This is a genomic window from Bradyrhizobium sp. MI1.7 (assembly GCF_055811795.1).
Genome location: NZ_JBVVPO010000017.1, coordinates 23,425 through 47,459, shown reverse-complemented (window position 1 = coordinate 47,459; position 24,035 = coordinate 23,425). Strand labels below are relative to the sequence as shown.

The 24,035-nt window shown below is 61.2% G+C and carries 22 protein-coding genes; 13 read left to right on the top strand and 9 right to left on the bottom strand.

Annotation, left to right across the window (positions count from 1 at the left end; translation table 11 throughout):
- Positions 1-95: 95 nt before the first annotated feature.
- The 4 genes from rpoH to AC0L3X_RS17845 all read right to left on the bottom strand — a co-directional run bounded on the left by rpoH (position 96) and on the right by AC0L3X_RS17845 (position 3,626).
- Positions 96-1,016 carry an RNA polymerase sigma factor RpoH gene (gene rpoH / locus AC0L3X_RS17860; RefSeq protein ID WP_063986517.1) on the bottom strand — a complete coding sequence of 307 codons (921 nt, stop codon included), beginning with the start codon at positions 1,014-1,016 and terminating at the stop codon, positions 96-98.
- Between the two features lie 191 nt (positions 1,017-1,207).
- The gene (locus AC0L3X_RS17855; protein WP_063984309.1) at positions 1,208-2,629 is read right to left on the bottom strand and encodes a sensor histidine kinase; all 1,422 of its coding nucleotides are present in this window, start codon (positions 2,627-2,629) and stop codon (positions 1,208-1,210) included.
- A 59-nt stretch (positions 2,630-2,688) separates the two neighbouring features.
- On the bottom strand, positions 2,689-3,369 hold the full coding sequence (locus AC0L3X_RS17850; protein ID WP_014496376.1) for a response regulator transcription factor: 681 nt from the start codon (positions 3,367-3,369) through the stop codon (positions 2,689-2,691).
- Between the two features lie 77 nt (positions 3,370-3,446).
- Positions 3,447-3,626, bottom strand: coding sequence for a hypothetical protein (locus AC0L3X_RS17845; protein WP_166097357.1), 180 nt, complete (start codon positions 3,624-3,626; stop codon positions 3,447-3,449).
- 232 nt (positions 3,627-3,858) lie between these two features.
- On the opposite strand from AC0L3X_RS17845, the gene AC0L3X_RS17840 reads away from it, so the two are divergent.
- Positions 3,859-4,107, top strand: coding sequence for a hypothetical protein (locus AC0L3X_RS17840; RefSeq protein WP_063984310.1), 249 nt, complete (start codon positions 3,859-3,861; stop codon positions 4,105-4,107).
- 290 nt (positions 4,108-4,397) lie between these two features.
- Positions 4,398-4,796 (top strand): hypothetical protein, encoded by a 399-nt coding sequence (locus AC0L3X_RS17835; protein ID WP_063984311.1) that lies wholly within the window; start codon positions 4,398-4,400, stop codon positions 4,794-4,796.
- A gap of 118 nt (positions 4,797-4,914) precedes the next feature.
- Here the strand turns inward: AC0L3X_RS17835 and AC0L3X_RS17830 are convergent, their stop codons facing one another.
- The 3 genes from AC0L3X_RS17830 to AC0L3X_RS17820 all read right to left on the bottom strand — a co-directional run bounded on the left by AC0L3X_RS17830 (position 4,915) and on the right by AC0L3X_RS17820 (position 8,728).
- Entirely contained in the window at positions 4,915-5,115 is a 201-nt protein-coding gene (locus AC0L3X_RS17830; RefSeq protein ID WP_063984312.1) for a hypothetical protein, read from the bottom strand.
- 514 nt (positions 5,116-5,629) lie between these two features.
- The gene (gene glmS, locus AC0L3X_RS17825) at positions 5,630-7,453 is read right to left on the bottom strand and encodes a glutamine--fructose-6-phosphate transaminase (isomerizing) (RefSeq protein ID WP_063986518.1); all 1,824 of its coding nucleotides are present in this window, start codon (positions 7,451-7,453) and stop codon (positions 5,630-5,632) included.
- 288 nt (positions 7,454-7,741) lie between these two features.
- Complete coding sequence (locus AC0L3X_RS17820; protein WP_063984313.1) at positions 7,742-8,728, bottom strand: aldo/keto reductase; 987 nt, start codon at positions 8,726-8,728, stop codon at positions 7,742-7,744.
- A 376-nt stretch (positions 8,729-9,104) separates the two neighbouring features.
- On the opposite strand from AC0L3X_RS17820, the gene AC0L3X_RS17815 reads away from it, so the two are divergent.
- Together AC0L3X_RS17815 and AC0L3X_RS17810 are read left to right on the top strand one after the other, a co-directional pair.
- Entirely contained in the window at positions 9,105-10,112 is a 1,008-nt protein-coding gene (locus AC0L3X_RS17815; RefSeq protein ID WP_166097372.1) for an NAD-dependent epimerase, read from the top strand.
- A gap of 392 nt (positions 10,113-10,504) precedes the next feature.
- Entirely contained in the window at positions 10,505-10,741 is a 237-nt protein-coding gene (locus tag AC0L3X_RS17810) for a DUF6894 family protein (RefSeq protein WP_028147263.1), read from the top strand.
- Positions 10,742-10,856: 115 nt separating this feature from the next.
- On the opposite strand, the gene AC0L3X_RS17805 is transcribed toward AC0L3X_RS17810, so the two are convergent.
- Positions 10,857-11,549, bottom strand: a complete 693-nt coding sequence (locus tag AC0L3X_RS17805; protein ID WP_084795225.1) for a LuxR C-terminal-related transcriptional regulator — start codon at positions 11,547-11,549, stop codon at positions 10,857-10,859.
- Positions 11,550-12,131: 582 nt separating this feature from the next.
- Here AC0L3X_RS17805 and AC0L3X_RS17800 point away from each other — a divergent pair.
- Positions 12,132-12,938, top strand: coding sequence for a LuxR C-terminal-related transcriptional regulator (locus AC0L3X_RS17800; protein WP_063984316.1), 807 nt, complete (start codon positions 12,132-12,134; stop codon positions 12,936-12,938).
- A gap of 314 nt (positions 12,939-13,252) precedes the next feature.
- Positions 13,253-14,500 carry a hypothetical protein gene (locus AC0L3X_RS17795; RefSeq protein WP_231144509.1) on the top strand — a complete coding sequence of 416 codons (1,248 nt, stop codon included), beginning with the start codon at positions 13,253-13,255 and terminating at the stop codon, positions 14,498-14,500.
- Between the two features lie 18 nt (positions 14,501-14,518).
- Here the strand turns inward: AC0L3X_RS17795 and AC0L3X_RS17790 are convergent, their stop codons facing one another.
- Positions 14,519-15,517: a glycosyltransferase family 2 protein gene (locus AC0L3X_RS17790; RefSeq protein WP_063984317.1), complete on the bottom strand. Its 999-nt coding sequence runs from the start codon at positions 15,515-15,517 to the stop codon at positions 14,519-14,521.
- A gap of 370 nt (positions 15,518-15,887) precedes the next feature.
- On the opposite strand from AC0L3X_RS17790, the gene AC0L3X_RS17785 reads away from it, so the two are divergent.
- The 7 genes from AC0L3X_RS17785 to AC0L3X_RS17755 all read left to right on the top strand — a co-directional run bounded on the left by AC0L3X_RS17785 (position 15,888) and on the right by AC0L3X_RS17755 (position 24,023).
- Positions 15,888-16,793 (top strand): FkbM family methyltransferase, encoded by a 906-nt coding sequence (locus tag AC0L3X_RS17785; protein ID WP_231144508.1) that lies wholly within the window; start codon positions 15,888-15,890, stop codon positions 16,791-16,793.
- 259 nt (positions 16,794-17,052) lie between these two features.
- Complete coding sequence (locus AC0L3X_RS17780; protein ID WP_063986520.1) at positions 17,053-18,357, top strand: lipopolysaccharide biosynthesis protein; 1,305 nt, start codon at positions 17,053-17,055, stop codon at positions 18,355-18,357.
- A 56-nt stretch (positions 18,358-18,413) separates the two neighbouring features.
- Entirely contained in the window at positions 18,414-18,572 is a 159-nt protein-coding gene (locus AC0L3X_RS17775; protein WP_354097007.1) for a hypothetical protein, read from the top strand.
- Positions 18,565-19,467 (top strand): thioesterase domain-containing protein, encoded by a 903-nt coding sequence (locus AC0L3X_RS17770; RefSeq protein WP_231144507.1) that lies wholly within the window; start codon positions 18,565-18,567, stop codon positions 19,465-19,467. The genes AC0L3X_RS17775 and AC0L3X_RS17770 overlap by 8 nt, the downstream gene beginning before the upstream one ends.
- A complete protein-coding gene (gene nadE, locus AC0L3X_RS17765) occupies positions 19,421-20,431 on the top strand; it encodes an NAD(+) synthase (RefSeq protein ID WP_231144506.1) in 1,011 nt (336 codons plus the stop codon). The genes AC0L3X_RS17770 and nadE overlap by 47 nt, the downstream gene beginning before the upstream one ends.
- A gap of 5 nt (positions 20,432-20,436) precedes the next feature.
- Entirely contained in the window at positions 20,437-22,464 is a 2,028-nt protein-coding gene (asnB, locus tag AC0L3X_RS17760; protein ID WP_063984319.1) for an asparagine synthase (glutamine-hydrolyzing), read from the top strand.
- Complete coding sequence (locus AC0L3X_RS17755) at positions 22,461-24,023, top strand: class I adenylate-forming enzyme family protein (RefSeq protein ID WP_063984320.1); 1,563 nt, start codon at positions 22,461-22,463, stop codon at positions 24,021-24,023. The genes asnB and AC0L3X_RS17755 overlap by 4 nt, the downstream gene beginning before the upstream one ends.
- The last annotated feature ends 12 nt before the right edge of the window (positions 24,024-24,035 follow it).

Below are 24,035 nucleotides of genomic sequence, written 5' to 3'. Positions count from 1 at the left end.
GAGGACGGGAGAGCATCCGTTCAAATGAAAACGAATTCAGATGCTCCGCGGCAGGACAGACATCATTCGTACCGGCATCACCGCGTCTCGATCGCTCATGGAGCGGTGAGCTCCCGCGGCCGTGAGCCCGAGGCGCCGTCGGAGCGCTTGCGTGCCGCATCCTGCGCGGCAAGAATTGCGGCTCGCCTGACCTTGGCAAAGGCGCGGATCTCGATCTGCCGAACCCGCTCGCTGGAGATCGAAAGCTCGAAGCCGAGTTGGTCCAGCGTAACCGGGCATTCCGCCAGCCGCCTTGCCTCCAGAATATGACGCTCGCGCGCCGTGAGCATGCCCAGCGCAACGCGCAAGGCGTTGGTACGGCGCTCCGTCTGCTCATGATCGGCGAGCACCGTCTCCGCGTCGATCGCCTGATCGACCAGCAACGCTTCCCATTCGGTTCCCTGCTCGTCGTCGCCAACGCGCGCGTTCAGCGACATGTCACCGTTCAGGCGGGAATCCATCTCGATCACCTCACGCGCCGTGACGTCGAGCCTTTCCGCGATCGTCTCGGCGACATCGGGCGTGAGCGCCGCCATCGCGCCGCCCGCGGCTTTCCTCATCTCGCTACGGAGCTTGAAGAACAGCTTCTTCTGCGCTGCCGTCGTACCGATCCTGACCAGAGACCAGGAGCGCAGGATGTATTCGTGAACCGAGGCCTTGATCCACCAAACCGCATAGGTGGAGAACCGCGCACCGCGGCCGGGTTCGAAGCGTGACGCCGCGATGACGAGGCCGAGATTTGCCTCCGCAATCACATCGGCCAAGGGCAGACCGTACCCCTTGTAGCCGCGCGCCACCTTGGCTGCGAGCCGGAGATGGCTCGTGACGAGCGCGTTCACGGCACCGCGGTCCCGCGTCTCCTGCCAGCGGCGCGCAAGCTGCTGCTCGTGACCGGGCTCAAGCAGTTCATAGCGCTTGATGGCGGCGGAATAGGCGCTGAGGAAGGGGAGCGATGGGGCTCCGGCCGCGACAGCCATGGCACCATTCCTCGCGACTTCGTGGCTCTGCATCTGTCACTCCCACATACGAAACCGGCAAGCGGACTCTAGGAAGCCTCCGAAGGAGGAGGCCACTGAATTGAGCGTAACAAACCTGAATTCGCCTTCAGACATTCGGCATGTCACTCGGCATGTCATGGCATCGAGAACATCACGCATCATGAGGGGCATCACATCTGATTAACGGCTTCGAGAGTTGGGGTCCGGGACCGGCATGCGGCGGCTTTGCTCGCCCTCCCGGTCCAGGCAAGGATCTCGATCCGCCCGCCGGGAGCCGGACCGATGATCAATCGAAAGCCATGCAGCTTGACGATGGCAGCCACCAGGCTCAGTCCCAGCCCAACCCCCGGCGTGTTGCGCATCTTGTCGGAACGATAGAATCGCCGCAGCACCGCTTCGCGCTCCTGCGTGCTGATGCCGGGCCCGGTGTCACTTACGCGCACGAGTGCCGTGTCGTCTTCCGACACCAGTTCGAGCCTCACCTGGCCGCCGGGCGGCGTGAACTTGACGGCATTGTCCACGAGATTGGCCATCGCTTCGAACAACAGGTCCCGATCGCCCCACACCTGCACATTGCGATCGATGACGACGCCAAGCCCGATGCCCTTGTCTTCGGCGATGGGCTCATAGACGTCGCACACTTCGCGCAGGATCTCGTCGAGCGCAACGTTACCGAAACCGGCGGTGCGGCGGCTGTTCTCGATCTCGGTGAGGCGCAGCAAGGCGGTGACGATCGCGAGCGACTGATCGATTCCGGCCATTGCCTTGTCCGTGACCTCCTGGAGCTGCTCCAAAGTGGTCGCATGCGTTCGGCCGCGCTCCAGCGCCAGGCGTGCGCGCGTGAGCGGCGTCCTGAGATCATGGGCGATATCGTTGCCGACACCGGCAAGCGCGTTGATCATGGTCTCCATCTCGGCGAGCATGCCGTTGACGATCCTGGCCAGTCGCGCGAACGGATCGTCGGAATTGTCCTCCGGCAGCCGCTCGCGCAACTCCCCGGCCACGATCCGCTGTACCCGCTGGTTCACCTCCTCCACGCGTCTCTGGGCGCGAACACTCAGCCACGCTCCGGCCAGCAGACAGAGGCAGAACGCCGGCAGCAGGCCAAGCGCGAGCGCCTGCCCCACGACACTCGATATCTCGCGCGTCTCATCGACATTCCGTCCCATCACCAGGACATCGCCGTTCTCAAGACGCCTGCCCACGACCCTGATGACCGGTCCGTGGACCGCCGATTTCTCAATGAGGTCGAGCCGCACACCCTGCGCCGCTCCGCCGAGATCGAGTGCGCGCGGCAAGCTGTCGATGTTGCCGGCAAGCCGGGTGCCGGCACCATTGAAAAGTCCCGCGTACTGCACGCCTCTGGAATCCTGCTCGAGATGATCGGAGATCGCTCCGATGCGGCGCGCCGACGGCAAATCTGCGATGAAGTTAATCCGGGTCATGATCATGCGATCGGATCGTGCGATCAGATAGTCGTCGAGCTTCCAATAGGTGAACGCGAACAGCCCGACCACGAACAGTGCAAATGCGGCCGCCACCGCCAGGGCCCAGAGGAACGTGTTCGAACGGATGAACTGAATTTGGCGCATCGAACCGGCACTCGATATTCGTCCGAGATGTGCTCCGCGAGCCCCTGGGTTTCACGCCTCTATGCGCGCGAACGCAGAATGAAGCCGGAGCCGCGAACATTGTGGATGAGCTGCGTATCGCCGGGACCATCGACCTTGTGGCGCAGCCGGCCCATATGCACGTCGATCAGATTCGTCGTTGCCGGAACGAACTTGTAGTTCCAGACCTCTTCGAGCAGCATCGCGCGCGTGAGCAACTGATCGCTCCGGCGCATCATGTATTCGAGCAGGCGGAACTCACGCGGCAACAGGTCGATCTCGCGCTCGTCCCGTCGCGCGGTCCGCTCGATCAGGTCGAGTTCCAGCGGCCCGACATGCAACGTGGTCTCACGGCTGTCCATCGGACGGCGCAACAACGCCTCTATGCGTGCGACGAGCTCGATGATCGCGAACGGCTTGGTGAGATAGTCGTCTCCCCCCATACGCAATCCGCGCACCCGATCGTCCACGGCGCCGAGCGCACTCAGAACCAGCACCGGCGTCCCGACCCGATCCTTGCGCAGGGCCTCGATGACGGTCAGCCCGTCCATTCCGGGCAGCATGCGATCGACGATCATGGCATCCGGACACGCCGCGCGCGCCCGATCGAGACCGTCGACGCCGTCAGGGGCCCATTGGACCTCGAAACCGCGATCGGCGAGTTCGGCGACGATCACCTCGGCGGTTTCGGCATCATCTTCGATCAGAAGAATCCGCGTCATGATCCTGCTCCCACGTTCTGCGAGGCGTTTCGGCCTGCGGCGGAGGAGCACGGGCTCGGCGGTCCGGAGCGTCATGTTCAATGCCCGCCCGCTCTGAACGCGCGGCGCCGCGCCAGCCTGCCATAGGCCACTCGTTGTCTGACGAGATAGTCCTGCGGAGCATGGGGCACCACTAAATAGCGATTCAGGAAGCGCGCCGAGCCCGTCGCCAACAGGGCCAGCGCGATGGCCATACGTCTCGCTGTCGTCGTGATCATCTTCCGCCTCCATTCTGAACTGCGCTTTCATGAACATATGCCTGCGATGCGCTCCCCGTTACTCTCAAGGCAACGGATGTTGCGCATTCGCACGATCGTGCTTGCAGCGCCGCGCCGGGTCACAGGCCGTTGAAATCAGGTGAGCAATTCGTGCATTTGGACGACGCCCGGCCGTCCATACGTTGATGGTGAGCCGCTTGGTCGGCCTGATGTCATCAAAGGAGAAGCCGAAATGACCACTCTCAAACTCTTGTCGACGGGATTGATTGCAGCCGCCGTGCTCGGCGGACCCGTCATGGCGCGCGAGCACCATTCCGTCATGCGACAGCCGGCGATGACAACCGATACGGCCGCACCGGATGCGCCCTTCTATCAGCAGGGAGGCCGCGCCTGCGTTCCCGCGCCGCGCGTCGGCGCTTTCGCGACGGCGCCGTGGACCGGCAACAACGTGCCTTGCGAGCCCGGCACGGGCAGCTTCTGATCACGGCATTTCCTTGGCCGGCCGGGCGCCTCGGTCGGCCGCTCCTCATCGAACGACGGGGGCGGGCTGGAACATTCGGCCCGCCCCTTCTGTGAGCCGCGGCCCCCGCGGCAGGATCACCTTCCCTACCGGTGCGCCTCGTTCCTGAAGTCGAATTTAGTGGGATTGCCGCGCATCGCTCCTACCTCTCCTTTCATCACGAGCCTTGTCATCAGGAGCTTTTGGCGACGGCACGACGCGGAAGCGGACTGCATGGATGACCAGGCAGATCGACACGAAAGGAGTGTCCCATGAAACGAGCAATCATGATTTTGGCAACGGCGGCGCTTGCCTCGACCCTGGCCATCGGCGCGGCCGAGGCGCACGGCGGTGGCGGCGGCGGTGGCCACGGTGGTGGCTTTGGCGGCGGCGGCCACGCCAGTTTTGGCGGTGGTGGCTTTGGCGGCGGACATATGGGCTTCGGGGGCGGCGGCGCGCATTTCGGTGGCATGGCGCGTGATGGAGGCTTTGGCGGCGAACATCTCGGATTCGGCGGTCATGTCGGCAACGGCGGCATCGGCCTGCGCCAACATGCGTTCCACCGCTTTGGTCGCAATCGATCCGGATACGGATTCTACGGCGCCTATCCAGATTGCTACGATTGGTACGAGCTGCACCCCGACCAGCCGTTGCCGCTGAGCTGCAGCTAGTCTGCACACACGGCGCTCCGCCGCGGTCCAGACCTACCGCGAAGGTTGCGGCGCCCGCCCGCTCACGACTTGGCCGAGCCTGGCTCGGCCATTTGCGATGCTGGTTTGCCAGCAAGCTCTAGGAGGGGCGGAAGCCCGGAGGCATCGTTCGCCAGACTTTATCTTTGAGGCAATAGGCACGGGCGCCCTCGGGAATATCTTCGGCGGCGCCGCCCTCATGTTGCTCGTAAAGGAGCGCCGGGAACAGCCTCCCTTTGATCACCTTAATCATATCACCGCGTCGAATGTCCGCGCCGGCTGTTCCCGTCAAAACCGACATGATCCCTCGCGAAGCGCACGTAGCATGCCAAACGAGCTCGTCGACCGGACGGGCTTGCCTGAAGCTATCTCGAAGCAGAACATTCTTCCAATAACCCGAAAGGACTACTCCCTGATCGGGCTGCCCTTGCGGCCTGATGCCGAAGAGTCTGCGAGGATCCGGCTGCGGAGCGCGCGCAAGGCGGCTGGTTCTGAGGAGTTGCGTATCTCGAGTCCCGCGCCGCATTGCCCCCGAGACGACCCACTCGCTTCGCCGGATGGAAGCAGACCTCAGGTCCTAGCTCGTTTCTCGGCAGCAGCGGCCCCGCCAACGCGGTTACAATATAGCGGGGCCGCCTGCCCTGCGGACATCGGTGCTTAACCTGAGCCCGAAGGCCACCAGATTTTACCCCGAGCCGCCGGGAACGCGGACTGGTCGAAAGAGGCACCCATTTCGGAGCGCCCCGGTCTGTCAGACCAGCATCCTGCTTTCGACAGCACCTCTTTCTGAAGCGGAAGTGGCGCGAACGGACCGACTATTCGACGGTCACGGACTTCGCGAGATTCCGCGGCTGGTCCACGTCGGTCCCCATAATCGCGGCACTGTGATAGGCAAGGAGCTGTAGCGGCACCGCGAGAGCCAGCGGCGCCACGATCGGGGGCATATCCGGTAAGGCCAAGACCGAGCAACCACTGGACGCGGCGAGTGAAGCACCTCTCTCGTCGGTCAAGAGGATAATGCGGCCCCCGCGGGCGATCACCTCCTGCATGTTCGACATGGTCTTTTCGAACGTCGCGTCGTACGGCGCAATGACGATGACCGGCAAGCCCTTGTCGATTAGCGCGATCGGTCCATGTTTGAGCTCACCGGCCGCATAGCCCTCTGCGTGAATGTAAGTGACCTCCTTGAGCTTGAGGGCTCCCTCCAATGCCAGCGGATAATTGGTGCCCCGGCCTATGAATAGAGCGTCTCTGGCCCTGGCGATCTCACGCGCGAGCTCATGGACTTTCGGCTCCAGTTCGAGCGCGCGGGCCATATAGTCTGGAATCTCGGCAAGGGTCCGGACGAGCGAGCGCTCTTCTTCGGCCGAGAGCACACCGCGACTGCGACCGGCAGCGATTGCAATGCAGAGCAAGATTGCCAGCTGACAGGTGAACGCCTTTGTCGATGCGACCCCTATTTCCGGACCGGCCAATGTGGGCATTACGATGTGGCTCGAACGAGCCATCGTCGAGGTTTGCACGTTGACGACAGCGAGAACGCGCTGGCCGTGGGTCTTGGCGAACTCCAACGAAGCGAGCGTGTCGGCCGTTTCGCCGGACTGCGACACGAAAATCGCCAGATTGCCCGCGCCGAACGGAACATCGCGATAGCGGAACTCCGAAGCAATATCGATCTCGACCGGGAGCTTGGCGTAGCGCTCGAACCAGTACTTCGCAATCAGACCGGCGTAGAAGGAGGTCCCGCAAGCTACAATCGACACGCGATCGACTGTCCTGAGGTCCGCATCCACGCCTGCCGGCAACCTGATCGTCCCGTCGGGTGCGATATATTGCGCAAGCGTCTGCCCAACCACCTTCGGCTGTTCGTGAATCTCCTTCGCCATGAAGTGGCGGTGCTCGCCCTTGTGAACAATCACGGCGGCACCAGCGATTTTGGCCGACGTACGGCGCAGGCGCGCGCCGTTCACGTCGATAAACTCGATCTGCTCCCGGGTCACGACGGCGAGGTCGCCGTCCTCAAGGTAGGCGACAATGTCCGTCAGAGGCGCGAGCGCCATCGCATCCGACCCCAGGAACATTTCGCCGCAACCGTAGCCGACAGCAAGCGGCGAGCCCTTTCGGGCACCGATCAGGAGATTGTCGTGCCCCTCGAACAGGAAGGCGAGCGCGAACGTTCCGCTCAAGCGCGGGAGCACCTTACGCACCGCTGCGACCGGCTCGTATCCGTTCTTCCGCTCGCGGCTAACGAGATGCGCAACCACTTCGGAGTCGGTCTCGGTCGCAAAATGTGCACCGGCCGCTTTGAGATCATTGCGCAACTCTCGATGGTTCTCGATGATCCCATTGTGCACGATCGCCACACCATCAACCATGTGAGGATGCGCATTCGTCTCATCGGGACGGCCGTGCGTTGCCCAGCGGGTGTGACCAATTCCGATCCGCCCGGCAAGCGGCTCCGAGTCGAGCCGACTCTTGAGGTTCACGAGCTTTCCGACCGCACGACGTCGCGTCAGCGAACCGTCCTCGAGAGTAGCAATACCGGCTGAGTCATATCCGCGATATTCAAGCCGCTTCAGCGCATCCAAAAGAAGAGCAGAGGCTGGGCCCCGCCCGACGACACCAACAATTCCGCACATGGCCTCTCTCCGAGCAACTACCAACGGGCCCACCAAGCGCAACCACGATTGCGGGCAATCTCCTAACGCGACGGCATCGGCCTGGCCCCCTCACCTTTGGCCTGCCCTGCTGCGCATGCTTCGGCGAGACGCTCAAGCTAGCCGCCTCCCGGCCGCCCGCGCGCCTGTCGAATATCGTCGACAACATTGGCGAGTAGTATCGTGGGACGCGAATTCTAGCACGCGCAGCCGCCGATTGTATGATGATGACGGAGTAGACCTCATGCCCATAAGCTCCGCACTTGATCGCTACACCGACGCACGCATGACCAATCGTTCGGTTTGCCGCGGCCCGTTCGAGAGCTCGGCGACGATGCGATTGAGCTGATGAAGCGCCGGGATTTGCGCTGACCGGCGCAGATTGAACGCGAGATGCTCTTTCCGAAACATCGAAAACAGTGAGACTCCTGTAGAGTTCGTTGCCAGCGCGTAATCCACGACGAAGGCAGCAGCGATCTCGGTGAGGTCGCCCCGGTATCCCATCTCGTAAAGGCCGTTCAGTATTTCCTTCTCCGATCCCAGCCTCGCGACAAGCGGATCGACGCTCGAGAATGATCCATACGTGACAAACGTCCTGCGCCGCGCAATCTCCGTCGATCTCTGAAGATTCGGCTCGAGCGGATTATTCGCGATCTGTATCAGCCGATATGGTAGAGATTCATGGAGGTCGTCAATTCCGCCCTCGTTATTGCCCGCAATCGAAATTGCGCGGGCTTTCCCGTCCTGAACGATGCGCTCGACCGCTCGAATGATGTCTTCGCGAACGACCTCTTCGCGGGTGGGACGGTGGAGAGCAAGCACATCTACATAATCCGTGCGAAGTCGCCTCAGGCTATCCTCGATGCTCGTCCTGATCAGCTCGGCCGATAGCGGCACTTTGAAGGGCTTCGATTTCATTGCGGAGAGGCGCGGTCGGATCCCGGGAAACACCGCAAGAGCGGCGCGCGCGATCGGCTTCAGGATCCGCTTAACGGCGGAGGTATCACGCGGGCGCATCCCGACCTTTGTGCAGATATGGACGCTGCCGCGCTTGCTGGATACGAACTGGCCCAAAATAGACTCGGCCATCCCATCGCCATACGAAGGCGCCACGTCGTACCAGGTTATTCCGGCGTCGTATGCGCGCTCGAGCCCCTCGATCCCCCTGCGAGCCCCAACGCGCCCCCCGAGCGACGCGCAGCCGAAACCGATGCTCGATACATTCGCGCCGAGAGCATCAACACGGACCATCTTCATCGCAAGCACCCCTGACCACGCCGTTTGCGCTCAAGTCACCGACGTCGATCGTTCGACAGCGCGTACTCCAAGCCGACGGCCACGTCGGGCAAGCCCGCCGCCGAAACATCTCTGCAGGTTTGCCTGGCTTCATCTTCATGCAAATGGATGATGACGGGGTTCGCTCGGACATTACATACGCTACGCCCCTGGAATTTGAGACAGTGGCGGGGATGCACGGAGTAGTCCGTTCGAGCGGCTGCTGGCAGCTCGGCTCCGCCGCCATCGTCAGGTGTGCTCATTTGCGCAATCGAGATGCGGCGCGATTGAGAGTTAACTTTCTGCGATCGATGGCGCCTTCTTCGCCGTTCGAAACTCCATCTAACTTGGACAGCGAATGTCATCTCGCTCAGAACAAGTTGCCGACGACGTTCTGGTGACCGGAGCTGCTGGCTTCATCGGTTTTCATGTCGCCCGTCGGCTGCTCGACGAGGGACGCCGGGTCGTCGGATTGGACAACATCAACAGCTACTACGATCCCGCCTTGAAGCGCGCGCGTCTCGACATTCTGCGCCGCGATCCGCGTTTTTCCTTCGTGCAGATCGATCTTGGACATCGGTCGACGATGGCCGAGTTGTTCGCAAAACATCGTTTTGCGAGAGTGGTCCATTTGGCCGCTCAGGCCGGCGTCCGGCATTCGATCGATCAGCCGCACGCTTATGTCGACGCCAATCTTGAGGGGTTCCTCAACGTCCTCGAAGGCTGCAGGCATAACGCCTGTGGTCATTTGATCTACGCATCATCATCGTCCGTGTACGGCGCCAATGCCGAGTTGCCATTTTCGACCCGGCATAGGGCCGACCACCCCGTCAGCTTCTATGCCGCGACGAAGAAAGCCAACGAGCTGATGGCCCATTCTTACAGCCACCTGTACCGGCTCCCGGTCACCGGCTTACGATTCTTTACGATCTACGGCCCGTGGGGCCGGCCCGACATGGCGATATTCCTGTTCGCCGACGCGATCGTTAAAGGCAAGCCGATCAAGCTCTTCAACCATGGCAAGATGCGGCGCGACTTCACCTATGTCGACGACGTCACGCGCGTCATCTCGCGGCTGATCGAGCGCGCTCCGGAGGACAACGCCGATGCGGCGGGCGCACCGGCCAAGCTCTACAATGTAGGCAATAACCGCCCGGAAGCGCTGATGCACGTCCTCGAATTGATCGAGAAAGAGCTGGGACGAACCACGGCGAAGGAAATGCTGCCAATGCAGCCTGGGGATGTTCCGGAAACGTTTGCCGACGTTGGCGATCTCATGCGCGATACCGGCTTTTCGCCCTCCACCCCTATCGAAACCGGCATATCCAATTTCGTCCGCTGGTATCGCGACTACTACCGGATATGATTTTTCGAGATCATCTCCCCAAGGGTCAAACCGTCCGCTCCCGATCGATCGGAGTATCGGTTGCAACTTCTGCGCGGCGGTGATGGACGACCAGGCGGAACTTGCGAAGAAAAGAGCGCGGCCCCGGCGGGGGCATTGGGGATTCGCAGGGCCGGGGCCGCAACGCTGCGCCGAAGTGGGCTCCGTCGACGCAACATCATCGTAGTCCTCGAGAAGCAATTGTTCATTCTGAATTCGTGATCATAGAGATCAACGTCGGGGTACCCATCAATGATGATTGAGCCCTCCTAGAATAGCCGCTTGCTATGCGCGCCCCTGCGATGCGAAATCTTGACCGTGATGCGGGGGGCTCGCTGCAGTCATCGGAATGTTCGCGTTGTCCGGAGACATCCATGCCGCGGTATTTCTTTCATATCCACGACGGTCATTCAGTGCTCGACGATGTCGGACTTGATCTCCCCGACATTTCCGCGGCACGGACCACTGCGATCGAACTGAGCGGCGAGATCCTCAAGCACGACGTGATGGACCCACTCCTGCATTACATTTCCTGGCAGGTGGAAGTCAGCGACAGCCCCGAGCTTGGCGGCCGGTCGCTGTTCGTTCTTCAGTTCTCCATCGAGGGATAAGAGACCGAAAGCGCAGCTTTGCCGGCGCTTGCGCAATCTGAAGGTGCAATAGTCGCTCGGCTGGGCTTCGGCGAAATGCCCGCATATCGCACTGCAAACAGTGCGAGATGATGTCTTAGCGTTCCCCGGGCACCGGATCCGATCCAGCATGCGCCGGTTTGTCCTGCGCCGAATTGGCGCGGTCATCCTGCGAGATGGCGAGGGCCGCAAGCGCAGTGCGATTGCCGATTTCAAGCTTCTGGAAAATGTTGTGGAGGTGAACCTTGATGGTGCCGTCCGCAATGTTGAGCCGGCGGCCGATTTCCTTGTTGGACAGGCCACGAGAGACCAGGCGCATGATCTGCCGCTCGCGCTCGGTGAGCACCGCGAGCGCACTTTCCGGATTCGGACTGTGCTCGCGAGGCGCGGCCTGATCGGTGGGCGACAACGGAACAACGGTCTGGCCGTTGGCAATGTCTCGCAAGCCCTGCACCACGGCTTGGCCTGTCATCTCCTTGAGAAGGACACTGTACCCGGCGGGGGCGCCCGCCAACACGAGATCATAGTCCTCGCTGGGCGCGAAGAACACAAACCGCGTTGGTCGGCTGTCCGAATGGCTGAGCGAATTGTTCATCAGCGCGGTCAGCTCCGGCATTGCCGCATCCATGATCGCTATGTCGGGCGCAAGCGTCAAAATTGCCTGGATGCAACTCGCAGCATCGCCGCAGGATGCAACGACCTCAAAATCGGATTCTGAACCGAGAACACTTGCGAGACCCTGCAAAACCATTGGGTGTCGGTCTGCAATCACTACAGTCGCACGACGCATCGGGCGCTCCCTAACCTGCCGCCCCCAAAATTCCCGCGATTGAAGCTACAGGCCCCCGCCCTTGCCGCTCCAACATCAATTGATCACCAACAAATAAACTTCGAGCAATTCCCTAAAGTATCATTTGGCGTAGCGGACCTATGAGGCAAATAACAGCACGAGTCTGTGATCGCAATATACATCAAGTTCGCCGGATCAAAGGGCCGTATGAACCCGGTGGTCTCGGCTCACAACCGCTGGAGAGCGGTCTTGCCACTTGGCAAGTTCGAAAGCATCGCGATGGAGCAAGGCTTTCGCGAACGGATTCACCCGCTCAGGGCGAACATTCAAAGGTTGAATCAGTATTCTCTTTCGCCCCCAAGTCAATCTCTGACGGCCGTTCACCAACAGCTTGGGGACCCATCGGCCTATAACCAAAGGTATATAGGCAAAATCGAAAGATCGAATCTAACCTTCAGCAATTATTAACTAAACGGCGCCCGGCTTCTGCAAATCAGAAAAACCGGGCTATGCAATGCTTTGTTCCTTTTCCTGCGTGTTTTTCATTCAAGTTGTGTCATTGCGTTGGTTGCGGAGGGTAAGATGAGGAGGCGGCAATCCTGCAAAGTTGTTTTGATCGGACGAAACATTTTGCTGCGAGAGGGAATTTCTCAAATACTGCATGCGGCAGATTTTCAAATTGCGGTGTCGGCCTCGAGCACCGATGAAGTTACAAGCACACTCCAGGCACATCAGCAGCTCCTGTTTGTGATTATCCACAGCACCGGCGAATTCGATGCAGCCATGAAGCACATCGGATTTGTAAGAGAGAACTATCCGGATGCGCGCGTAGCGATCGTTTCGGACCACTACCGGCCGGATGAGTTGATCGCGGCCTACAAGGCCGGCGCCAGCGGCTATTTCGTCGACGTCAATTCATGCGACGCTTTCATCAAGTCCATCGAACTCGTAACGATGGGCGAGACGGTGTTTCCACCGGCTTTCCTGTCATTCGTGCTCGATAGCGGTTTCGATCGCGAGCCTCAGCTTCAGCCAGTGATCGAAGAGCGATCAAATCTCCTCGTTGCTGCCGAAGAACGGATAGCACCTCATCTGTCACCGCGAGAGCGGGCGATTCTCTCCTATCTGATCGAGGGCAATTCCAACAAGTGCATTGCGCGAAAGATCGATATTGCCGAGGCCACCGTGAAGGTTCACGTCAAGGCGATCCTGCGCAAGATACGGGTCCAGAATAGGACGCAGGCCGCAATTTGGGGAATGAACAACGGATCACTGGTGCGGGTCTCGAATGGTCACGCGCTGCCGTTGTCAATCGATCGGGAACCTACGCTCAGCCTCGTCTCAAGCGACCGCGGACGTCACGAAATCGGCGCCGCAGAGCCGGACTAACCTGGCGGATCGGCCTGACGCCCATCAAGCCCTCGACAAATTCCGGGCGGCGCCTATACGCGCCGCCCGGCTAACCGCGCCGGACTGATCTATCGATCGAGAGGATCAGGACCTGCCCGTGGAGCGGCAACATTTCGTGGGGCGTCTCCTGCATTCAAATGATGCGCGCTGGGACCGAGCGGCTAGAACGCATCGTCGAACCAATAGTCCTGGTCCCCGCAGGAGCCTGGTGACCGGCAAGCATCGAACCTTGTATCGATCGCTTGCCCACCCGGATGATCCGAGCCCCCTGCTTGCCATGGAGCAAGATACGGATGTCTCCGTCCCTCTACACGCGAATTGGCCTGGCCGGCGCCGTGGCCGTCGTGCTTGCATTGGCGGGCATCGCCGCCGCACAGACGCTTGCAAAGACCAAGCTGACTACTGCCAGCAGCATGAACTTGCCCGACTATCTCGTTCCGGTCACCGATCCCGACACCGGCGCCACGATCGTCCGGATAACAACCCCGGGGCCCTTGGGCGCTGGCCTGGCCTGCCAACGAGCCTATTGCACCCACCGATATTCGAGCGCGCAGGCCTGGAACGCCGACCAGACTCTGCTTCTGATCGCCAACGGTTGTAACGGGCTCTGCTTTCTGGACGGACGGACATACGTTCCGCTGTTCCGCCGGCAGCGTGAAGACGAGTGCGAATGGCACCCGCGCGATCCCGAGCGCATGATATGCGTGATCGGGCGCAAGATCTCGCTCTGGACGCCGCGAACCAATGCCGAAGAGATCATGCTGATGGCCGAGGGCTATCGCGGCCTTCAGTTCGGACCGGGCAAGGGCAATCCCTCTCAGGATGGCCGGCGCATCGCCGTGCGAGGCACGCGCGCCGACGGCGTCGTCGTCGCATTCGCGTTTGACCTCGTGAGCCGACAGAAGTTTCCGGATATCGAAGTGGGGAAACTGCCCGGGCGAGACGGCGTTTGCGAGATATCTGCCCTGGGCAGCTACATCAGATGCAGCCGCTGGGTCGACGGAAAGGATGAGGCATTCATCTATACCGTCGCAGGCGATCTGGTGCAGAGCTGGACCGAACATCATCGTCCGAGTCATGGCGACATGGCCGTGGACACAGACGGACGCGAGGTATACGTCGGAATCAGCAAAGCTGATCCCGACATATACCAGGTGATCAAGCGCCGGCTGGATGACGGCGTGGTTACCGCCCTTGCTCCGCGTGGAGAGGCCTCGCATGCGTCCACGCGCGCGATCCACTGGCCCGGCTGGGTGATTCTAAGCTATGGCGGCGATCCAGCCGAGATCGCCCAGCTACCAAAGTTTGCGCCCTTCGCTCGGGAAGTCATTGCTCTGCGAATTGACGGCAGTGGCGAATTCCGACGCATCGCGTACACACGCAACGTCCCGCACGACTACTGGAGCGAGACTCACGGCTCGCCGTCGCCCGACGGTTCCCAGGTGATCTGGTCGAGCAATTGGGGGGTAGCGGGCGGCCCCGTGTTCGACTTCGTAACACGTCTCGATGCCCCCGATCGGACCAGCGCCCTGTCCCGATAATGATCGGCGGCGGCTCCGTCAGGCGTGACCCACACGAGCTAGTGAGCCCGCTGCCGATGTACGCGCTCGCGCCCGGATCGCCTTGTTGGCTGCCTTGATAACCGAGGGACGCAGGATCTGGAGCGCGTCCCGGATCGTCGCCCCCCAGGACTGGTGGCGAAATCTTCCGCGCAATCTTGCAACCCGCAATGCACGCACGACCGTTTCGGGATCCGGAAGCCCTTGCTTGTCCTCGACCAGGCTCCAGGTCAGATTCTTGAGATCAAGGGTCTCCTCATCGATCTGAGAGAACGATTTGGAAGCGGTAATGTTCGCGTGGTCCGTCATATCGTAGAAGATCAAGCCGTCGTCGATCGCCACCATGTCGCCATGACAGGCGAGGTCGACGAAGAACAGCTGGTCCACTCCCCAGCGGATCGACTTGTAGTTTCGCATCAGACAACCCGCCTGGATGACCTCGCTGTTGATCAGCAGGGTCGACGGAACAATTCCCAGCACCCGGGTCTTGCCGACCAAATAGAGATCCGTCAGGCACTGCTGGCTCGAATACAGCGTGACCTGCCCTCCCCGGCGGTATTTTATGCCTTCATCCTGAACGAGATGAGATGTGGAGGTCATGAACGCAGCGGTGGGGTACGTCCTCGCCAATTCCGCAAAAGTCTCGAGCGATCCCGGCACCAGCCAGTCGTCGTCATGCAACACTTTGATCCAATGACCGCGGCATGCGAGCATTGCGCTGTTCGTATTCTCAACCTGGCCCCGTCCCCGGTGGTTCTGGACAATTCGAATACGGGAATCGCTCCGAGCGTATTCAGACAGAATGCTCCAACTGACGCCTTTGGGACCTTCGTCGTCGCTGATCACCATTTCCCAGTCGGCGTAGTTCTGCTGCAGCACGCTTTCAATCGTACGGCGTATCATATCCGGTCGACGGAAGGTTGGTATGGCCACCGAAATCATGGGGCGGGCGTCCGGATCTCGAATGCCCTCCGACCCGTCGTGCTGCAACAGGTTCATCGCTTTTCCCTCAAGCTCAGTTCATGTCATTCAAGCAGTCGACCCTGACGAACCCGCGATCCGCTCCGCAGAAAACCGACCTCATCGCGTTGCACCGTGTCCTTCTTGACAAGCAGTGAACGTCAAGACCGACCGAATTACACACGACGAACGCTAGGTAGCGGCATGGGACTGGTCATCCTTCATTCGCATGACGATGATCATCCCCAGACGCGAGGTCTCGAAGCGGTCAGCTAGGTCGGCAAGATCACGGCGGGACCGGGAGATCCAGAATCGAACGATCGATACCATCATGCAAATGAAGGATGGCCGGGCGCTCCGGTCAGCCTAGGCTCTGCCGAGCAGCTAACCGCTAGAGATGGGTGGCCCCTTGCACAAATTGCATCAACTGCTCGCTCGAATTCAAGAGGAGCCCGACAAGGCTCGATTCCTGCTATCGCGCGGACTGTGGGTGAGCGGACTGTGCCGCTTTATCACCTTCGGCTTTCCTGCCGGATACAGAATGCGTTTCTATCCCAGCTCCATGTCCGCAGGACTCTGGCGCAACCGGAACCTTCGCGCCGAAGACGCCGACTTCGTCGGATCTTACCTGCAGCCCGGAGAAACCTTCGTCGATGTCGGCGCAAATGTCGGACAGTTGAGCCTCGCGGCCGCTATGCGCGTTGCCCGGTCCGGACGAGTCATCGCTATCGAAGCACATCCGCGCATCTGCAAATACCTGCTGGGCAACATTCGCCTGAACGGATTGACCGTCGAGGTCCACAACACGGCGATCGGCAGCACGGAAGGCGAGCTCGTCTTCACGGACTTTCGGAGTGACGACATGAACTTCGCATGCGCTACTCCTCCGGCCGGCATCGCGGCGCTCCGAGTTCCAGTACGAACGCTCGATTCGATCGTCGGAAATCGGGCGATCGATCTCCTGAAGGTCGATGTCGAAGGGTTCGAAGTCGATCTTCTCAAGGGCGCCGCCCAGACCATTTCCAATTGCCGATGTCTGTACATAGAGGATTCTGAGCTCAACCTTCGGCGGGCCGGCACCTCGCGTGCGGAGCTGTATGACCGACTGACCGATCACGGGTTTGAGCTCTTCCATCTCAGGGCGGGACGACTGGAGCCGGCGTCTCCTGACGTACCCGGACCGGACGACGATAACCTTATCGCCGTCAGACCATCCGCCTTGTCGGATTTGCTCGCGCGGACCGGCCTTCGGCTTGCACAGCTCACGTCCCCATCGCCTGTAGATCGGCGTCTCCCGTCGGCGCGGCTTGCGTGAGCATCCATCATCCGCCCACAAGCCACGCGCATCACAGCTGGGTTCCGGCCCCACGATCGGGCTCCATGCGTCGTCTATTCCGCAAGCACGAGCTGTTCATGCAAACTCTCCTTCGATTCCGCGACACTTCAGTCAGCGTCATGCGAACGAATGATGGCGCGCACCCCTCTCCATCCTACGATCGAATCGAAATAGATCGCACCGTCGTCGCGACGATCTTGCCGTTTTTGAAATGAATTCTGGACCGAGGAAGTTCTTCATGGCCGCGAAACCGGCGACCGGTCCGACGCGGACAAGGGCACTTGTTCGTGCAGCGGCGGGCGTCTCCGCCCTCGCACTCACCGGCCAGCTCATGCTCGTAGCGGCCATTCCCATCCTTACCCGGCTCTATTCGCCGGAGGATTTTGGAATATTCACGATCTATCTCTCAATCGTAAACATCGTCGGCGCGATAGCCGGACTTCGCTTCAGTACGTCTCTGTATGTGGTTGAGGACAGAGCTCACGCGCTGGTCGCGCTCAAGCTCACGCTCGTGGCGGTCTGCTTTACGACCTCTGTTGTGCTAACCGCGGGATACCTGCTGTCGGACGTGGTGCCAGCACGACTGCAACATCTTACCTACCTCGTACCCATCGGGATGGCTGCGGTCGGCGTTGCCGACGCAATGAACTGCTGGTGCTTGCGCTTCAATCATATGCGTGACTTCGGCATGGGCCGCCTGATCCTGCCGGCGTCGATGGCAGTGCTCCAGGTGAGCTTCGGCCTCGCGCACCTCGGGGACGGCGCAATGATCCAAGCCCACATCCTGAGCCAGGCTGTGTTGATCGCATTTCTCTGCGTCCGGCTCCTGAAATGGGAGGACATCCGCCGCATCGCGCAAGCCCCGTGGGGTTCGGTCGCGGCGACGGCGCGGCGAGAGTACAAATTTCCCCTGTTCGAGCTGCCCTCGGCCCTTGCGGGATTCGCGATCATCAATCTCCCCGCAATCTTCATAGGCTCGCTATTCGGTACCGCATTCGCCGGGCATTTTGGCGTCGCCGCCCGTCTCGTGACCGGTCCGGTCACCCTGATCGCCTTGCCGCTCAGCAATGTCTTCGTCGCCGAGGCCAGCAAAGACTTCGACCGTCATCATCTGCTCGGCACCGCATGCGGCCTGTTGGTCGTTGCGGCCGGCCTGATCGTTCTGCCGGTGCTCGGCCTTGGATTTATCTCCCCCTACGTCGTCGTTCCGCTGCTCGGAGAATCCTGGATACCTACGGGTCAGATCATGGGCGCCCTAGCGCTCATGTGCGCCGCACAAGCCTTGTCGACGCCCATTCAGGAAGTTCCGACTCTTTTTCGCCGTCAGGAACTGCGTCTGCTGGTTGATCTGGTGCGGGCCGTGTTCGTATTTGGCCCGCTTCTCATCGGTGCTCACCTCGGCCTCGACCCGTTGCAGGTGATCTACATGATGGCCGCCGGAGGAGCTACCGGCTACGCCCTGGGAATTATCGTGGCGCTGTTTCTCTTGAATGGGCCTGGCGGCGCGCGGACGTCGGGCGCACCGATCAATGGGCCTGTGTGACCCAGAGGGTCGAAAGAGCACGCCCCGAACTTCGCGTCCGCTCGAGGAGGCGGCACATGGACGACAGACGCGCTGGAGCGAAGATAACCAATTTCCTGGGCGCGACCATGTGCTTCATGCGAATGAATGATGAGAGGATTTTCAACGTCTTCATACTCCAATTTTGGAGCTCGGTCAGTCGGTTGCATGCCAATGAAGCTACGGCCATTGATTGATACAGGCGAGGATTTGGCTTCTCCGCCCTCGTGCATTGTGGCGGCGGCGCCGCCCGTGCTTTTCCTACTGCCCGGCTCACTTGGTTATGGAGCCAGCCTCGCCGCCCTGACAGCCTCAATCCGCGAAATTGCACATGTCGTTCCGATCCGCTACCCGGATCTCGGCAAGATATTGCAGGGTCAGGACAGCGTTTGCGATATGGCTGCTGCTGCCGTGGAGCAGATCAATCGCATCCAGCCGCGCGGCCACATCAGACTTCTCGGTCATTCCCTCGGTGGGGCGGTCGCCTTCGAGGTCGCGACGCGAATGTTTGCCGCCGGCCGCTCGGTGAAGTTCTTCGGAATTCTCGACACCAGCCTCATGGGCGAGCGCAGTTCTGCATGGGAGACGTTGACCCGCACGATCCGTCGAATCCGCAACAACCGGGTCACCGCGCCCCGGATGGTCTGCCGGGCCCTCGCCAAGGCAACCGTTGCGATCGGCCATGAAGCTAACCTGGCCCGGATGCTCGATCGCCGCGCGAGGGGGCAGTTCGATCTCACGTCGTTCAGGCTCAAGCAGGAATTGCAGGAAGTCTTGCGCGCGAAGGCCTACTTCCGCTGGTTGGCGGAGCCGAAATCGATGCTGCCGTTCTCCGCCGTTCTGTTCCGATGCCAGCGAAAGAAGATGCCGCAAACTCTGGGATGGGATCGTGCGTTTGCCCAGATCGATGTCGTCCCAAGCGCAGGCACTCACACCGATCTGGTCATGCCGCCTTACCTCGCGATGAACTTGCACCTCGTCCAGAAGGCGCTGTCGCAAACCTACTCACCGGCCGAGTTTCCCCAGAGAGAGGCGGATTGTTCAAGTGACCTTGCAAGCAGCCCACAGCCAAACCGAACCCGCGTTCAGTAAAGACGCCCTGGTCCTGGATGCGCCATTGGAGGTCGCGCGCATCGTCGCGTTCTTGCGCGACCGTGTCCTTGGCGTGCTTGGCCGACGCGGAGCCATCGTCGGACTGTCCGGCGGCATCGACAGCTCCGTGGTCGCAGCGCTCTGTGCGCGCGCATTTGGAAATACGAAGGTCCTCGGTCTGCTGATGCCCGAGCGCGATTCGTCGTCCGATTCGCTGAGGCTCGGCCGGGTCGTTGCTACGCAACTGCGCCTCACGACGGTTGTCGAAGACATCGCACCGGCGCTCGAAGCATTGGGCGCATACCGCCGGCAGCGAGAGGCGATCCAAGCCGTCGTACCCGAATACGGAGCCGACTGGAAATGCAAGCTGGTACTCAGCTCGGGCTCGGAGAGCGCCGGCATCAACATCACCCGTCTGACCGTACAAGACCCGGACGGCGAAACCTCCACCGTGCGTCTTCCGCCCGAGGTCTACCTGCAGATCGTTGCTGCAACCAACTACAAGCAACGGGTCCGCAAGATGACCGAGTACTATCACGCGGACCGTCTGAAATATGCCGTGATAGGTACGCCAAACCGGCTCGAGCACGATCAGGGCTTCTTCGTGAAGCAGGGTGACGGGGACGCGGACGTCATGCCGATTGCGCATCTCTACAAGAGCCAGGTCTACCAACTGGCCGAATACCTTGGCATCGACGACGAGATCAGGCGACGGCCGCCGACGTCTGACACGTTCTCGCTGCCGCAGAGCCAGGAGGAGTTCTATTTCGCTGCCCCCTATCGATTGACTGATGTTTGCATGTACGCGGTCAACCACGGCATTTCCGCCGACAACGTGGCCGAGGCCGTAGGTCTGGCGACAGCGCAGGTGCAGAAGGTCTTCAAGGACATCACTTCCAAGCGTCGGGCGACGCGCTATCTTCACAGCCCGCCTCTACTCGTTGATGCGGTAATCGAGGACTAGACGGCATGTGCGGCATCGCCGGCATCGTGGCGCTGAGTGCGAACGCTCCGAGTCCTTCGCGGAGAGCGCTGTTGCGGATGACCGGGGCGCTTGCACATCGCGGGCCAGACGAGCGAGGCCTCTACCGGGACCAACGCGCGGGCCTGGCGCACGCCCGGCTCTCGATCATCGACATAGCGGGCGGACAACAGCCTCTCTCCGATCCCGGCGGGCCCGCCTGGATCGTGTTCAACGGCGAGATCTTCAACTATGTCGAGCTGCGCGAGCAGCTGATCTCGCTCGGCCATCGCTTCCGCACCCGCAGCGACACGGAGGTCGTGATTCAGGCCTATCGCGCCTGGGGCGAGGCAGCATTCGAACGGATGAACGGCCAATGGGCCCTTGCCATCTGGGACGCCTCCGCCGGCCGCCTCGTCTTGTCCCGTGACCGGACCGGAATCTGTCCGCTCTATATCTGCAACCATCAAGGCCAACTCTACTTCGCCAGTGAGATCAAGGCCATCTTCGCGGCAGATCCGGCAATCCCTCGGGCATTCGATCCAGCAGGCATCGACCAGACCTTTACCTTCTGGAGCACCGTGCCGCCGCAAAGCGTGTTTCAGGGGATCACGGAAATTGAACCGGGACACGTCCGCAGTTACGTGCGCGGCGCGGTCCGGGACCGCGCATTCTGGACTCCGTGCTATGCGACCCGGTCCGACGACCATCGCGTTTCGTCCGCCGGCTGCAATGACGATGTGATCGATTCTGTGCGTAGTGCACTGGAGGCGGCTACGGCGCTCCGAATGGTGCGGTCCGACGTCCCCGTGGGAAGCTATCTCTCCGGTGGTCTCGACAGTTCGCTTGTTGCGGCATTGGGGAGCCGGTTTGCGGGCAGGCGCTTCCAGACGTTTTCCGTGCGCTTTTCCGACGCTGAATATGACGAGACCTCCTATCAACGCCTAATGGCACGCACGATTGCGAGCGAGCACCACGAGCTCATGGTCTCGCGGCAGGATATCGCCGAGGTATTTCCCAAGGTCATCTACCACACTGAGCGGCCAATCCTGCGGACCGCCCCTGCACCGCTGTTCCTGCTCTCGAAGCTCGTACGCGAGCGCGGCATCAAGGTCGTGCTGACCGGCGAAGGCGCAGATGAAATGTTCGCCGGCTACGATGTGTTTCGGGAAGGCAAGATCCGCCGTTTCTGGGGCCGCCAGCCGGCCTCAACGCGGCGCGCCGCCCTCCTGAGCCGGCTCTATCCCTACATCTCTCGATCGCCGGTCCACATGCAGGCCATCGCGCTAAAGTTCTTCGGACACGGCATTTCTGCCCCGGATGCGCCCGGCTTCGCTCACTCTCCGCGTTGGCGCAGCACCAGCGCGATCAAGCGCCTGTTCTCCGCAGACATGCGCGCGGCGACTTCGCGAGCCGACCCGGTGACCGAATTGCTCGATCGTCTGCCGCCGGATTTTTCCCGCTGGACGCCGCTTGCACAAGATCAGTACCTCGAGACCAAGACGCTCCTGGCCGGCTACCTGCTCTCCTCCCAGGGAGACCGGATGCTGATGGCGCACTCGGTCGAAGGACGCTTTCCATTCCTTGACGACGACGTCGTCGAGCTCGCGAACTCCCTTCCCGACGCCTGCAAACTTCGCATCCTCGACGAGAAGCACGTCCTTAAGCGTGTAACACAGTCGCAGGTTCCACCAGAGATCGTCACACGCAAGAAGCAGCCCTACCGGACCCCCAATGCGCTCTGCTTCGTCGACAGGGATGCCCCCCCTTATGTCGACGAAGCTCTTTCAAGTGCAAGCGTCCGCGCCGCCAACATCTTCGACCCGGTGGCGGTCGAGCGGCTGCGCACCAAATGCCAAGCCCATGCGCACGCCGGCGATGGCGACCTGTCCAATTTCGACAACATGGCGCTCGTCGGCGTCCTGTCCACTCAGCTCCTGTTCCAGCAGTTCGTCGCGGACCGGCAGGAAGCACCGCACCGTCTCGAGCTCAGCGTGGACGTCGACCACCAGGACGTACCGGGAGTTTACGCATGATCAACGATCCTGTGCCGCTCCTGCACGATTACCTGATCCACGCGGCCCATCAAGACGGCGCGAAGGTCGCGCTCGTCTGCGACGGTCATCGGGTCACCTACGACCAGCTCGAGGCGTGGTCGAATGCGGTCGCGCACCACCTGGTCGAGGCCGGCGTCGAGCGCGGCGATCGTGTGATGATCTTTGCCGACAACACCGTCGAGGCAGCCGTCAGTTTCTGGGCCGTCCTCAAGGCCAACGCGATCGTATGCCTCATCAATCCTCTCACGAAACCCGACAAGCTCGGCTATCTCCTCAACGACTGCCAGCCGACTGCGCTCATTACGCAAACGCGCCTTTACGCAACGTTCCGCGAACCTGCACGACATTGCCCGTCCTTGCGCCGCGTAATCGTGTCCGGCCCTATCGACGACGCCGATTTGAACGCGCTGCCGCATGCCGTGCGATGGAACACTGTAACGGCCACCGAGCACGACGCAGCACCCGCGCGCCGCTGCATCGATATCGATCTCGCCGCCATTGTCTACACCTCGGGCTCGACCGGCGAGCCCAAAGGGGTGATGCTGACGCACCGGAACATGATGACGGCGTGTACGTCGGTTTCGTCGTATCTCGACGTCCGTGACGATGAGGTCATCCTCAACGCTCTGCCACTCGCCTTCGACTACGGCCTGTATCAGATGATCATGGCCGTACGCGCCGGAGCACGCCTTGTTCTCGAACGCTCGTTTGCTTTCCCCGCCGAGACGCTTCGGCGTATTGCAGAAGAGAGAGTGACGGGTTTTCCCGGCGTGCCGACGATGTTCTCGACTCTGCTGCAGCTTGAGTCGTTGAAGAGTTACGATCTATCCAGCATTCGCTACGTGACGAGCACCGGTGCCGCACTGCCGGTCCGGCACCTGGGGCAGCTGAGACACACGTTCCCCGGCGCCCGCATCTACTCCATGTACGGTCTTACCGAATGCAAACGCTGCACCTACCTGCCGCCGGAGGATCTCGATCGGAAGCCGTCGAGCGTAGGAATTGCCATCCCGAATACCGAAATGTGGATCGTCGACGAGCGTGATCAACGGGTCGGCGCCGGCATCGCCGGACAGCTGGTGATCCGCGGTGCGACCGTCATGAAGGGCTATTGGCGAAAGCCCGAAGCTACTGCGAAGAAACTCAAGCCCGGACCGCTTCCCGGCGAGCAGGTGCTTTACACCGGCGACTACTGTCAGATGGACGCCGACGGATATCTGTACTTCGTCAGCCGGAGCGACGAGGTCATCAAATCACGCGGCGAGAAGGTCGCGCCCAAGGAGGTGGAGAGCGCTTTGCTGGACATTCCCGGCATAAGGGAAGCGGCAGTCGTCGGCGTTCCCGATGATCTGCTCGGCCACGCGATCAAGGCATTCGTGGTCATCGACCAGGTGCGGCCGATCGACGCCAAGCAGATCCAGCGCGAATGTCACAAGCGCCTCGAGAGCTTCATGGTCCCCAAGTACGTCGTTATCGTGCCGGAACTGGCCCGCACGGATACGGGCAAGATCAACAAGAGAGAGCTCATCACGGGATAGCTTGTGGACGAC

Bases quoted from the DNA above. Each gene is read 5' to 3' on its own strand.
- AC0L3X_RS17810 (WP_028147263.1), top strand. From the start codon at position 10,505: ATGCCGCGGTATTTCTTTCATATCCACGACGGTCATTCAGTGCTCGAC.
- AC0L3X_RS17815 (WP_166097372.1), top strand. From the start codon at position 9,105: ATGTCATCTCGCTCAGAACAAGTTGCCGACGACGTTCTGGTGACCGGA.
- AC0L3X_RS17775 (WP_354097007.1), top strand. From the start codon at position 18,414: ATGGACGACAGACGCGCTGGAGCGAAGATAACCAATTTCCTGGGCGCG.
- AC0L3X_RS17835 (WP_063984311.1), top strand. From the start codon at position 4,398: ATGAAACGAGCAATCATGATTTTGGCAACGGCGGCGCTTGCCTCGACC.
- rpoH (WP_063986517.1), bottom strand. From the start codon at position 1,016: ATGGCTGTCGCGGCCGGAGCCCCATCGCTCCCCTTCCTCAGCGCCTAT.
- AC0L3X_RS17795 (WP_231144509.1), top strand. From the start codon at position 13,253: ATGTCTCCGTCCCTCTACACGCGAATTGGCCTGGCCGGCGCCGTGGCC.
- AC0L3X_RS17755 (WP_063984320.1), top strand. From the start codon at position 22,461: ATGATCAACGATCCTGTGCCGCTCCTGCACGATTACCTGATCCACGCG.
- AC0L3X_RS17820 (WP_063984313.1), bottom strand. From the start codon at position 8,728: ATGAAGATGGTCCGTGTTGATGCTCTCGGCGCGAATGTATCGAGCATC.
- AC0L3X_RS17840 (WP_063984310.1), top strand. From the start codon at position 3,859: ATGACCACTCTCAAACTCTTGTCGACGGGATTGATTGCAGCCGCCGTG.
- AC0L3X_RS17855 (WP_063984309.1), bottom strand. From the start codon at position 2,629: ATGCGCCAAATTCAGTTCATCCGTTCGAACACGTTCCTCTGGGCCCTG.
- AC0L3X_RS17850 (WP_014496376.1), bottom strand. From the start codon at position 3,369: ATGACGCGGATTCTTCTGATCGAAGATGATGCCGAAACCGCCGAGGTG.
- AC0L3X_RS17830 (WP_063984312.1), bottom strand. From the start codon at position 5,115: ATGTCGGTTTTGACGGGAACAGCCGGCGCGGACATTCGACGCGGTGAT.
- AC0L3X_RS17800 (WP_063984316.1), top strand. From the start codon at position 12,132: ATGAGGAGGCGGCAATCCTGCAAAGTTGTTTTGATCGGACGAAACATT.
- AC0L3X_RS17780 (WP_063986520.1), top strand. From the start codon at position 17,053: ATGGCCGCGAAACCGGCGACCGGTCCGACGCGGACAAGGGCACTTGTT.
- AC0L3X_RS17845 (WP_166097357.1), bottom strand. From the start codon at position 3,626: ATGATCACGACGACAGCGAGACGTATGGCCATCGCGCTGGCCCTGTTG.
- AC0L3X_RS17790 (WP_063984317.1), bottom strand. From the start codon at position 15,517: ATGAACCTGTTGCAGCACGACGGGTCGGAGGGCATTCGAGATCCGGAC.
- asnB (WP_063984319.1), top strand. From the start codon at position 20,437: ATGTGCGGCATCGCCGGCATCGTGGCGCTGAGTGCGAACGCTCCGAGT.
- glmS (WP_063986518.1), bottom strand. From the start codon at position 7,453: ATGTGCGGAATTGTTGGTGTCGTCGGGCGGGGCCCAGCCTCTGCTCTT.
- AC0L3X_RS17805 (WP_084795225.1), bottom strand. From the start codon at position 11,549: ATGCGTCGTGCGACTGTAGTGATTGCAGACCGACACCCAATGGTTTTG.